Here is a 12,684-nt window from a genome sequence, read left to right as displayed (position 1 = left end):
AAATCATTGAGTGTTGAAAAGAAGAAATTTTATCGGACTGGCAGGCATGGGAGCAGCCGGCGCCCTGTTGCAGGGCTTCCCGGTAATGGGTAGAAGCATTGAAGAAGCAGAAGCACTGGTGATGCGCGCCGATGCGGCCACTAAGAAACGCATGGCCGACATCGCCTTGCAAGCCGCCCGCAGCAAAGGTGCTACCTATACCGATGTGCGTATCGGCCGCTACCTCAACCAGGCCGTGGTAACGCGCGACAACCGCGTGCAGAACGTAGCCAACACCGAAAGCTACGGTATCGGCATCCGCGTCATCGCCAACGGCAGCTGGGGCTTCGCCGCCTCCGAAAAACTCGATAACGACAGCATCGCCAAGACCGCTGCACTCGCAGTAGCCATTGCCAAAGGCAACGCCAAACTGCTCACCGAACCTGTACAGTTGGCTCCGCAAAAGGGCCTCGGCGAGATCACCTGGAAAACACCCATCGAAAAGAACGGCTTCGAAATACCTGTCAAAGAAAAAGTAGACCTGCTGCTCAGCGTCAACGACGCAGCCCTCAAAGGCGGCGCCAACTTCATCAATGCAGCCCTGTTCATGGTCAACGAACAGAAATACTTCGCCAGCTCCGATGGCTCCTATATCGACCAGGATGTGCATCGCATCTGGCCCACCTTCACGGTAACGAAGACCGACAAAGCATCGGGTAAGTTCCAGACACGCGACGCCCTCAGCGCCCCCATGGGTATGGGCTATGAGTATATGTATGCATCACCCGAACACAAGATCATCGGTGGCCCCACTACATTGTATCGTGGTCGCTATGATATGCTCGAAGATGTAAAGGCTGCTACCCAACACGTGGGAGAAAAGATCACTGCCAAAAGCGTAGAGCCCGGCAAATACGATCTCGTACTCGATCCCACGCACCTTGGTCTCACCATCCACGAATCTACCGGCCACCCTACCGAGCTCGACCGCGTACTCGGCTACGAAGCCAATTACGCCGGCACCAGTTTCCTTACGCTCGACAAGTGGAAGACCGGCAAGTTCAATTATGGAAGCAAGATCGTCAACGTGCAAGCCGATAAACTGCAGCCCGGTTCACTCGGCGCAGTAGGCTTCGACGACGAAGGCGTACCCGGCGGACAATGGGATATCATCAAAGATGGCGTACTGGTCAACTACCAAACCATCCGCGACCAGGCGCATATCCTTGGCCTCAAAGCATCGCAGGGATGCTGTTATGCCGACAGCTGGGATAGCGTGCAGTTTCAGCGTATGCCCAACGTATCGCTCATGCCCAACAAGCAAAAGCGCAGCGTGGCCGATATCATCAAAAGCGTAAAGAAGGGAATTTATATCATCGGCCGTGGCTCCTACTCCATCGATCAGCAGCGCTACAACTTCCAGTTTGGCGGCCAGCTGTTCTATGAGATCAAAGACGGCCAGATCGCCGGCATGCTCAACGATGTCGCCTACCAGTCCAATACACAGGAGTTCTGGAATTCGATGACGGATATTGCCGATCAAAGCGACTACCGTCTCTTCGGCACCTTCAACGATGGCAAAGGGCAACCCTCTCAGGTAAGCGCCGTATCTCACGGTTCTTCCACCGCCAAATTCGAAGGCGTCAATGTCATCAACACCGCCCGTAAGATCGGATAAACGAAAACACCATAGTGTACCACTGCAAAACAGGATGGCCCAGGCTATCCTGTTTGTTTTTGTCTCATCCTCCACTCTTTAAAGCCGATCCACTCATCCATCCCTCAAGACAGTTCCGGCGAGGGTTTTGCCAGTTGAGCGTATATCACTTTCAAAAAGCTGAAAATATCTCTATACTACACGCCGTATCATCTAAAATCTCAATATCGATATGGCAACAACAGCAGAAGCATTGAAAGACAAAGGCAATCAGTTAATGCAAAAAGGAAAGCTCGACGAAGCGATCGGCCTCTACCGCCAGGCCATTTCCACCGATGCCGGATACGCACCTGCATACGGCAACCTGGGTATGGCATTGGCCATGAGTGGCGACGTTGATTCAGCAGAAAATACATACCTGGAAGGGTTGAAGAATTGCAAAGAGAAATACCCCATTCTCTTAAACCTGGGCATGTTCTATGCAAGAACAGAACAGTTCAAAAAAGCGGCCGACCACCTGGAGCAGTTCTTACAGCAGGTACCCGAAGACCTCAAACCCCGCAATGGCGCCATGGGAGCAGCTTACCTCTCCAGCGTTTACCTCAGCCTGAAACAATACCCCAAGGCCCTCGATAGCCTGCTGCTGTCGCTGGATTTAAATCCAGGGATGGATGGGAATGCATTTGAGATGCTCACCCAAACAACCGAAGAACAATTGAACGACTCCAATGACGCTTATCTATATACTACAGCCGGGATAACGGATTTGGTAAACGGCGATATGGATGTGGCACATCATCAATTCAGAAATGCCATTAACCTCGATCCCCAAATAGCGGCGGCTCATTTTGGCCTGGGCATGGTCCTCGGTCAGCCACAGGAAGACGACAGCCCCTTTGATGGTGAAACCAGCCAGCGGCTCAACCAGGCCGTAGAAGCCTTTATGAAAGCCACCGAGCTCAAGCCCGACTGGATCGAAGCGCATTATCGGCTGGGGCAGATGTCTCTTCAACTACTCGATCTGGAAGCGCCCTTCCGCGCAGCTGCCTCCTTTAAGAAAGTGGTAGAACTGGGTCAACAACAAAAAGTAACCAACGAGTTTACTACCAGCGCTGCCGACTTGTTGAAGAATGATGAAGTATTGAAAACCGTCAATAAATAGAAGACCCACGACCGGTGCCCGCCACACCCTGGTTCATGCAAATAAAATGACCCCGTGCAGACGCACGGGGCCTTGCTTACTATAACTGCTATTATTGGATCCTTACAGAAGTGACAACATCGTTCGCATTGGGCGATAAGCCGGGGAAATTGGCATTACTGCTCGTCAAAGTCCACGAAGTGCCGGAGAAATTATTATTCGAATACATGATCACCGTCCAGCCTGCCGGGATAGTGACCGACGAAGCCCAGTCATTCACGAAACCATAAGCCTGAAGCTGAGACAAGGTATAATTGCCTTTCGGGATACTACTGGTGGCCGTACCGCCATAATTGGTGTGCTGGTGAAACTTCACACCTGTAGCGCCGCCGCCGCCATTATACACCGTCGGCTGACCATATAATACATTCGAGAAACTACTGAGGTAGCTGCTCACGTCGTTGTTGGGCAGGTTATAGGTCAGGTAGATGCCATAGTTATTGTTGACCGTTTGCGTCGCCAGCGAAGCGGCAGTCGACGAACTGGTCGAAGTGATGTTAACAGCAGCCGGCCCCAGGTTGGCAGCCGTTAAACCCGGCACATTGGGCACCGACCACGTACCATAAATCGCATTCCAGCTATAGTTAACTTTCGAACCAACGGTAACCCCATTATACGACAGGCGTGAGGTTGCTGGTCCATAGTAATAGAAAGAAATGATCTTCGTAGGCAACAGGCTGCGCAAAGCCGTTACGAGATATACGAAAGAGCTGGCGTTGGGCTGTCCGGTGCCATTCACGCCGTAGTCGGAATACTCATCGTCGAAGTCAATACCATCGAGGCCATAGGTGTTCACCGCATTGGCCAGCTCCTGCGCAAAAGCCTGTGCAGCGGCCTGGCTGGGGAAGTTGCAGATACCCGCCCCCTGGTGGTTGCCCAGAATGGAGAGCAACACCTTGACCCCCTTGGCTTGCAGTGGTTGAATAGTGGTAGCGCGGTTGTTCAGCACATTGGTGACCTGCGTATTGAAAGAGAGATAGGCCGACTGGGTAGAAGTATTATAATTGATATTGGCGGCGAAGATGATGCCGATATCGAATAAAGGTTGACCGGTAGCGAGAGAATATTTTCCTACATTGGCAAAATCGTTACTGTTTACTTCTACATAAACAACTGTTTTAGGTCCGCTTACACCCACGGCATTCAAACCAACTTCATCATCACTGGCAATCGGGGCAGCGTCTTCACCGGGCAGGTTCTTTTTACAGGAATACGTTGAGACAGCAATCGTAGCGAGGAGTAGAATAAGGCTGTTTTTTCTGATCAGATAGAATAGGTTTACCATAAAATTGGTTTAAGATGAATTAGATAAGGTACCAGGGCACGATCAAGGGTAGATCCATAGGCCATATATTTTTAATATGAAGAGATCGGTTAAAAGTTCAGCCAATAGCAAAGCGAAGCCCGGGCCCGGGAAAGGCCCGGGCTTCGCCGTTACTTGATCAATAGAGTTGAGTGATTATGGTTTCTTATCCCACCAAACTTTGGTACCGGCATTGTCCGGGCCACCGAGCGTAGCAACGGCCTTATCATAGCCAGTCTTATTGCTATTCTTGAATTTGGAAGGAATGGGGAGGCGTTTAATGAACCCAGTTACAGTACCACCACTGTTATTCGTCACCACCGGGAACAGCTTAGGATAACCTGTGCGGCGGAACTCGCTCCAGGCTTCCTGACCATCGGGATACAGAGCCAGCCATTTCTGGGTAATGATGCGCTCGAGCTTCAGTTCATTCGAGGCACCTCCGTCCCATTTAATAGTAATAGTGCTTAAGTTGGCATTACCAGCAGGCACGTTATTGGCACCAGCTACCTGTGATTTAGGGTCTACATATGGAGCTGCTTTCTTCGTATCGTCTGCTTTGTATGCAGCCGCAGAACCTGCCCCCCACTCTTCGAAAGAGCGGTCGATACCGGTTTCATAGGCAGTTTGTGCATCACCGGCATTGGTCCAACCACGCAACGCAGCTTCAGCCCGCAGAAACCAGGCCTCAGCCGAAGTAGCGATCTTGGCACGGCCACCCGCTTTATCGAAGTAGTCGGCACTGGCCCCTTTGGCAATAGGCTTGGAATAACCAGAGTAACGCGCTTTGGCATCGATGGCCACGCCATTGCGGATACCAATGTACTGGCCGCTAACAGCCGCGTCAGAAGCCGTAGAAAGGTAGTGAGAAGCACGTGGGTCACTATAACCGTTCAATAAAGAACTCAAAGGCGCACCCGCGCGGATATCGTCCCAGTCATTGATGATCACACCAATGGGGCTTTCAGTACCGTATACTACCAGCGCATTGTCCGCAACAGCAGATAGCAATCCACCATTGGCAGGGTCCAAAGCTTTTTCACCCTGTGTTTTGGCCGTAGCAGCATCAACATAGGCCAGGCGCAGCGCAAGACGCAACCGCATGGTATTCGCCAGCTTTAACCATTTGGCAGGATCGCCGCCCAGCATCATATCAGCCTTCTTAAAAGCGGTACCCACCTTCTTGGTGCCGGCCACAAAAGGCTTCAGGTTGGCAACAGCCACATCGAGGTCCGCAAAGAAAGCCTGGTAGGCGCCTTGCTGCGAATCATAGTCGATAGAAAGGTCTGCGTTTGGTTTACCGAATTTGGTATAAATGATCGGTCCGAATATATCAGCCGCTTTGTGCATGCCGATCACATTGATGATCTTGGCCATGGCCGCAGCGTCCGACAGATCGGCCGTCTTATAACCCAGGCTGTATTTATTGAAGTCGGAAGTTGCCTGCATCACACCATCATAAGCGATGTTGAGCACCCATTCGTTCCAGCCATCCATCATGAAATAGTTGCTATTGTTGTTGCCACCGTTGAAGGGCGTTGGCGTCATCATATAGCCGCTATAGATATCGGCATTCAGGTTTTGCTGTAACTGGTACTGCCAGTTCACATAATGCACCAGGTTGCGCTGACCATTTTGCAGGGGCAGAATAACAGCCTGGAAATCGGCCAGGAAAACATCGTCGGTTACCCCCGCCGGGTTGGTATTGATATCCTGGAAGTCTTTGGTACAGCCCGTTCCCAGCAATGCCGCAATAGAGCAGGCCGCAGTAAATTTATATAGGGATGTTTTTAACATAGTTGTTTCATTTAATCGGTTCAGAAATACCTTGGTTTAGAAAGAGCATTTTAAGCTAAGACCATAACTGCGGTAAGCAGGGAAACCGAAAGCATCGATACCCACACCACCGGCATTTACACCAGCCACCTGCTCAGGATCAAAAGGAGCATCCTTCTTGAAGAAGAACAGGTTGTTGCCGATGGCAGCCACCCGCAGGCTCTTGATCACTTTACCTTCAACAGGTATTTGGTAAGAAATAGATATTTCACGCATTCTTACAACCGTAGCGCTGTAACTATAAGCCGCACCGGCAGGTGTTTTACCACCAATGTGGCGATAATAGGTAGCAGCATCGATCTCCCCGCTCCAGGCATGGCCTGCATTATCAACTGCATTCTCGATCTTTACTTTACCGCCATTGTTTCTTGCATCAGCCGTTCTTTGGCTAACACCAAACTGATCCAGGTAGCCCTGTGTGATGCTCAATACATCGCCACCGAACTTGCCATCGATCAGGAAACTGGCGCCAAAACGTCCAAACGAGAAGCTGTTGTTCCAACCAAGTATAAACTTCGGATTGGGATTGGCAAAGAAACTATCTACGAATACAGGCAGATACTTGTTACTGGGATCCACAATCATCCTACCCTGCTGATCCAGTTGGAAGGTACGTCCAAACAAGGAACCGAATGGCACGTCCTGACGCAGTGCCGTATAGTTACCACTGCTTCCCAGGTAGTAGGTTGAGTTCTTGTCGGCGCCGGGCACCACGGCCGGGTCAAACAACTGAACGATCGTATTCTTATTTCTTGAGAAATTAACAGTGGTAGTCCAACTCAGCTTCTTAGACTGCAACACCTTGTAGGATACCGAAGCTTCTAACCCCGAGTTCTGGATATTACCGGTATTGATATCGGTTTTAGTGGTAGCCGCCTGCAATCCAAGTCCGCTATAGTATTGGTTAAACGTATTCGACTTATACCAGGCGAGGTCGACAGTCAACCTGTTTTGCATAAAGCCCAGTTGCAAACCTATTTCACCCGATTTGCTCCGTTCAGGTTTCAGGTCGATATCGACACCCTGCGCATTACTGATGGGCTGGCTGGCGGGAGGGTTCGAGATACCACCCTGGTTAAAAGTGTACAGGGGATTTGAACTGAAGGCATTAATATCGTTACCCACCACAGCGTAAGAAGCCCGCAGCTTCGCAAAATTGATAACAGCCGGTAAAGTGAACAGATCGCTCAACACCGCACTCACACCAACAGAATAATAGTTATAACCCTTCGTTTCGGATGGAGTCCAGGCCAGCGTCGAAGACCAGTCGTTACGGTCGCTGAAGTCCAGGAACAGTTTATTACGCCAGTTCAATTGAAGTGATCCAAATACCGAATTTACCCTTCTTTGAGCCGGATTGCCATTGTCGAAGTTACGGACATCGATAGTTGCCTTATCCAGCGCCGATTCCAGGAACACATTGGGCACCGTTGGCGAGCCATTTACGATCAGCATCTTACCCTTTTGATCCTGAATAGAACCACCCAATGTAAAGTTTAAGCCCCAGTCCTGGCTCAGTTGCTTATCACCGAGCAGCAAGATGTCACCATACAGGTTGGTAGTATTAGTGCGGGTTGAGTTGTAGTTACCATTGAAACGCGCAAGGGTACCCTGGGTAGAAGCATACACATCGCGCTGGTATTCGGCAATGAAATTGGTGATATTACCGCGTACCTGAACCGACAGCCAGGAACTCAGCAGGTATTTGGCACTCAGGGCGGCAAATACATTCTGGTTACGGGTATCAACAGTATTCCTGTTCATGACCCAGTAGGGGTTTTGCTGGTAGTCTTGTCCACCCCAGCCGCCACCGTTGGCAAGGTCTTTATCATAGTTGATATTCCACCAGTTCTGTGCATTCAGGTAACGGGAAGGAGAAAAATATTCGTAGTTGTCCCTGAAATTACTGAACTCCTGTCCGCGGGGAATTAAGTACAAACCGGTAAGCGGGTTGAAATAAATACCCGGCGTCATACGGTTATGCGCCTTCTGGATACTGCCGGTAAATGTACCGTCGAGGATCAGCTTATCCTGCAGCAAACGGGTCGTTTGGCGGAAGGTCAGCGTATGTTGCTTCAACGTGCTCCCAGGCAAAATACCCTTGTTGTCTGTATTGGAATAAGACAGATAGTTGGTAGAACGGTCATTGCCTGTTGTGAGGGCCAGGCTGTTGATGAAAGTAATACCGGTCTGGAAGAAATCCTTTACATAATCGCCGGAGTTGTTAACAGCGCCTTTCGCCCCCCAGGAATCTTCACTACCGGGAGAAGTAGCCGTACCGGGCGTCGTTTGAGCGTACTCATATTGCAATTCTGGCAACACAGAAACTTTATCCATGGTCACACTGCTCGAAAAATCGAGCCGGGCAGTACCATTTTTACCTTTCTTGGTAGTGATCAGGATTACACCGTTACTGCCCTGGCTGCCGTACAGCGCCGAGGCAGAAGCGCCTTTCAGCACGTTCATCGATTCAATATCATCTGGGTTCAGCGTACTTAAGATATCACCACCGTCGGGCGCACCATTATATAGGCCCGCATCGGGACCACCGATCTGGTTTACGATAGGCATACCGTCAATTACGTATAGCGGCTGGCTGTTACGGGTAGATTTGTCACCCCGCAACGTGACGCGCACCGAACCACCGGGACCACCCGAGGTACGGTTCACCTGCACACCGGCCACCTTACCGTTAAGACTGTTCAATACGTTGGTATTTTTCACCGTACTGAGTTCTTCATTACCCACGCTTTGCGTGGAATAGGTGAGTGAACGGGACTTCCGGGTAATACCCAAAGCCGTTACTACCACCGTTTCGAGGTTCTTGGCGTCCGTCAACAAAGAAACGTTGAGCGAACTGCCGGAGCCCACCGGCACCACCATCTTCGCATAGCCTGCAGAGGTAATATCGAGCGAATCACCTTCCAATACAGCCAGCGAAAAGCGGCCATTGTCGTTAGATACCGTGCCGGCGCCACTGAGTCTTGCTTTAATGCTTACTGCAGCTACGGCCTTCCCCTGCGCGTCGGATACCGTACCCGAAACGATACGGCTCTGGGAGAAAACCGAAAGGGTTAATAATAGCAGCAGGAAACCAAGGAGAGATTGTTTCATAAGCAATCATTTTAGAGGTTTGATGTTTTGTCCTCCCAAATGACTCACCAGCAAAAAAAGAGTACCTACCGGTACACAAAAAAAATTAACCTTTTTTTAAAGCGTGTATTGAAGGCTCATACCGAAGCTCCGGTAAGCAGGCAACCCAAAAACATCGACCCCCACCCCGCCGGGGTTTACGCCCGCCACCTGCTCGGGGTCGAATGGCGCATTCCGCTTCAGGAAAAAGAGGTTACAGCCAATAAGGCCCAGGCGGATATCGCCAATTTTCTTGTTACGCAGCGGCAGCCGGTAAGCTACCGACAGCTCCCGCAAACGGATGGCCGTGGCATCGTACATATAAGCTTCGGCCAGCGGCGTTTTTCCGCCTATATATTTATAATAAGTCTCCGCGTCGATTCCCCCCTTGTAAGGTTGTCCGCTCTCGCTCACCGCATCCTTCAGGTACACCTGGCCACCGTTATCCCGTACCTCGCCCGTACGCTTGCTGATACCCAATTGATCCATATAGGCTTCTGCAATGCTGAGCACCCTCCCGCCAAACTTCCCATCGATCAGGAAGCTGAACGTGCAGTTTTTGATCGTAAAGCTGTTCTGCCAGCCCACGATCACCTTCGGGTTCGGATTACCCAGGTACAGGTCATCCGCCACCAGGGGCAGCCCCGAAACCGTGTTCATGATAATGCGGCCCTGCGCGTCGCGCTGATAACCACTGCCATAAAAATCGCCGTACGATCCACCCTGCTTCAGAATGCCGTCATAGCCTCCCGTGCCTCCCTGTAGCCGGTACAATTGGTTGGGCGAATTGCTGGGCACAATGGCCGGGTCAAACAATTCGATCACCTTATTGCTGTTGTGCGAAACATTAATGATCGTATTCCATTCAAAACCCTTCCGTTGCACAATATTGATGCGCAGGCTGCCCTCGATGCCCATATTCCGGATATTGCCGCTGTTGATATCGGCATACCCACCAGAGCCAATGCCCGGCGGCAGCGCCACCCCTTTAAAGTACTGGTGCTCGATATTCGATTTATACCAGGAGGCATCCAGCTGAACTTTGTTCTCACGGGTTTTCCATTGCAAACCGATCTCCAGCGACCGGTTCGTCTCTGGCTTCAGCGCATGGCCCGGCAACAACTGGACCGGCGCACTGCCCGGAGGCGTCGCATTGCCCTGGGTAAACGTATACAGGGGGTAACTGCTGAACGCCGCGATATCATTACCCACTACGGCGTACGAAGCGCGCACCCGCAAATAATCCAGCACAGCCGGCAGCGTAAACATTTCATGTAAGGCAACGGCCGCACCGGCGGAGAAATAATTGTACCCGCTCTTTTCCGACGGCGTGTTCGCCAGCGTCGATGACCAGTCGTTCCGGTTCGAGAGGTCTAAGAATAGCTTGTTCCGGTAACTCACCTGCACAGTACCAAAAATTGATTGCACTTCCTTACGGGCCGGACTATTCGTTTTTTCATTGAAGTTGCGGATATCGATGGTCGCCTTGTCTAGCGCCGACTCCAGGAAAACATTGGGCACGGTGGGCGAACCGGCAATCGACAACATAGTCCCCTGGTGATGCTGGAGCGAAGCGCCACCTGTAAAGTTCAGGTCCCAGTCTGCACTCAGGTTCTTGCTGCCGCTCAATAAAAGATCGCCATAGGCCGTGGTGTTCGCCGTCTCGATCGTGTGCAGCACCCCGTTCACACGCGACAAAGTAGCCTGCGTGGTAGCGTAGATATTGCGCTCATACTCGTTCACGAAATGATTCACATAACCACGAACCTGGAGTGTAAGGGCACTGTTGAAGTAATATTTTAAGGAGGCCGAAAGCCAGGCATGCTGGTTACGGGTCTTCACCACATTGCGGTTCATCACCCAGTACGGATTCTGCTGGTAATCCTGGCCGCCCCAACCGCCGCCATTCGCCTGGTCCTTCTCATAATTGATATTCCACCAGTTTTGCGCGTAGAGGTAACGGGAAGGTGACAGGTATTCGAACTGCTTGAAATCGTTGAAATCAAAACCACGGGGCATCAGGTACAGCCCCGTTAAAGGGTTATAGTAAATGCCGGGTGTAAGCCTGTTGTGGGCATTTTGAATGCTGCCCAGGAAACTGCCGTCAAAGACCAGCTTGTCATTAAGGAACTTTCCGGTTTGCCGGAAGCACAAAGTATGTTGCTTGAAATCGCTGGTAGGCAGAATGCCTTTGTTGCGGGTGTTGGAATAGGATACGTATTGCGAAGACTTGGCCGTACCGCCGGTGATGTTGATGCCGTTGATAAAAGTAATGCCTGTCTGGAAAAAGTCTTTGACATAATCCCGGTTGGGCGTCGTAGCGCCCGCATCGCCCCAACTGTCTTCACTACCCGGGCTCGAAGCATCGCCTACGGCCGACTGCTTATAGTTGAACTGGGTTTGCGGGAAAACGATGGGCTGTTCTGCGGTAACACTGCTGGAGAAATTGATGCGGGCCGCACCCGGGTTGCCCCCGCGCGTTGAAATGAGTACCACCCCATTGCTCCCCTGACTGCCATACAGGGCCGAAGCAGCAGCCCCTTTCAATATACTCACGCTTTCAATATCATCGGGATTGATGGCGCTGATAATATCGCCGGCATCGGGCGCATCATTATAAAGACCAGCCACCGGTCCGCCGGTGGGGTTCACGATGGGCAAACCATCCAGCACATACAGCGGCTGACTGTTGCGGGTCGATTTATCACCGCGCAATACGATCCGCACGGAACCACCCGGGCCACCCGTAGTGCGATTCACCTGTACCCCACTCACTTTACCATTGAGGCTATTGAGGATATTCGTGTTCTTGACGGTACTGAACTCTTCGCCCGATACTTTTTGGGTGGCATACGTGAGCGAACGTGTTTTACGCGTAAGCCCCAGCGCAGTGACGGTGATCTCATCCAGACGATCTTCCGTTTTGGGTAAGGTAACGACAATGGCGGGCGTACGTTCTGAAACGGAGATCGGGCGCTGAATAGATTCGTAACCCACAAAGGAGATCAATACAGTATAAGAACCAGGCGGCACATGTTCGATCGTAAACTGGCCGTCACCATCGGTTTGCGCAGCTCGTTTGATCTCTTTAAGCATTACCGTAGCACCGGGCAGGGCCACACTGTCTTTACCCCGGATCGTTCCTGAAATGGTCAGTAGGTATTTAGTTTCTGCAGGAGGCGCCACCACCTTTTCCTTGATGACAATGATATTGTCGGTAATGACGTAAGTAAATGGGAGGTCTTTGAGACAATGATCCATCACCGTTTCTACGGAAGCATCCTTCACATCGATGTCGATCTTTTTATCGTCTTTGAAGAGGCGGCTGTCATAGAAGAGCGAGAGGCCGCTTTGTTGTTGAATGAGCGAGAACACCTTACCGAGTGCAACTCCCTTCTGCACAATAGTTATCTTCTGGGCATAATTGTCCAGGGAGAGCAGCAGTAGTAAGGTAGTAAGCAAGGCAATATTGACCCGCATTCCAGCAGTTTACAATACAAATTTCGTACAGCGGTAGCAATTTATATGTTTTGGACATGTTACCATAAAAAATCATCCATTTTATGGTCCATTGGC

Annotated in this window: 6 protein-coding genes; 2 read left to right on the top strand and 4 right to left on the bottom strand. The window is 51.0% G+C overall.

Annotated features, from left to right (window positions below):
* The first annotated feature begins 13 nt into the window (after window positions 1–13).
* Window positions 14–1,657: a TldD/PmbA family protein gene (locus P2H89_RS05895; protein ID WP_275825647.1), complete on the top strand. Its 1,644-nt coding sequence runs from the start codon at window positions 14–16 to the stop codon at window positions 1,655–1,657.
* A gap of 211 nt (window positions 1,658–1,868) precedes the next feature.
* Window positions 1,869–2,798, top strand: a complete 930-nt coding sequence (locus tag P2H89_RS05890; RefSeq protein WP_275825646.1) for a tetratricopeptide repeat protein — start codon at window positions 1,869–1,871, stop codon at window positions 2,796–2,798.
* Window positions 2,799–2,889: 91 nt separating this feature from the next.
* On the opposite strand, the gene P2H89_RS05885 is transcribed toward P2H89_RS05890, so the two are convergent.
* The 4 genes from P2H89_RS05885 to P2H89_RS05870 form a co-directional block, all read right to left on the bottom strand.
* A complete protein-coding gene (locus P2H89_RS05885) occupies window positions 2,890–4,122 on the bottom strand; it encodes an endo-beta-N-acetylglucosaminidase H (RefSeq protein WP_275825645.1) in 1,233 nt (410 codons plus the stop codon).
* A 174-nt stretch (window positions 4,123–4,296) separates the two neighbouring features.
* Complete coding sequence (locus P2H89_RS05880) at window positions 4,297–5,937, bottom strand: SusD/RagB family nutrient-binding outer membrane lipoprotein (protein ID WP_275825644.1); 1,641 nt, start codon at window positions 5,935–5,937, stop codon at window positions 4,297–4,299.
* A 36-nt stretch (window positions 5,938–5,973) separates the two neighbouring features.
* Window positions 5,974–9,090, bottom strand: coding sequence for a SusC/RagA family TonB-linked outer membrane protein (locus P2H89_RS05875; protein ID WP_275825642.1), 3,117 nt, complete (start codon window positions 9,088–9,090; stop codon window positions 5,974–5,976).
* Window positions 9,091–9,186: 96 nt separating this feature from the next.
* Entirely contained in the window at window positions 9,187–12,588 is a 3,402-nt protein-coding gene (locus P2H89_RS05870) for a SusC/RagA family TonB-linked outer membrane protein (RefSeq protein ID WP_275825640.1), read from the bottom strand.
* Window positions 12,589–12,684 lie beyond the last annotated feature (96 nt).

This window comes from Paraflavitalea sp. CAU 1676 (assembly GCF_029223285.1).
In the GTDB taxonomy this organism is placed as follows: Bacteria; Bacteroidota; Bacteroidia; order Chitinophagales; family Chitinophagaceae; genus Paraflavitalea.
The sequence above is the reverse complement of the archived record's forward strand: the minus strand, read 5'-3'. Positions and strand labels throughout refer to the sequence as shown.

What these genes read in the sequence shown, in the direction of transcription:
- P2H89_RS05885 (WP_275825645.1), bottom strand. Translation starts at nt 4,122, where the DNA reads ATGGTAAACCTATTCTATCTGATCAGAAAAAACAGCCTTATTCTACTC.
- P2H89_RS05875 (WP_275825642.1), bottom strand. Translation starts at nt 9,090, where the DNA reads ATGAAACAATCTCTCCTTGGTTTCCTGCTGCTATTATTAACCCTTTCG.
- P2H89_RS05890 (WP_275825646.1), top strand. Translation starts at nt 1,869, where the DNA reads ATGGCAACAACAGCAGAAGCATTGAAAGACAAAGGCAATCAGTTAATG.
- P2H89_RS05870 (WP_275825640.1), bottom strand. Translation starts at nt 12,588, where the DNA reads ATGCGGGTCAATATTGCCTTGCTTACTACCTTACTACTGCTGCTCTCC.
- P2H89_RS05880 (WP_275825644.1), bottom strand. Translation starts at nt 5,937, where the DNA reads ATGTTAAAAACATCCCTATATAAATTTACTGCGGCCTGCTCTATTGCG.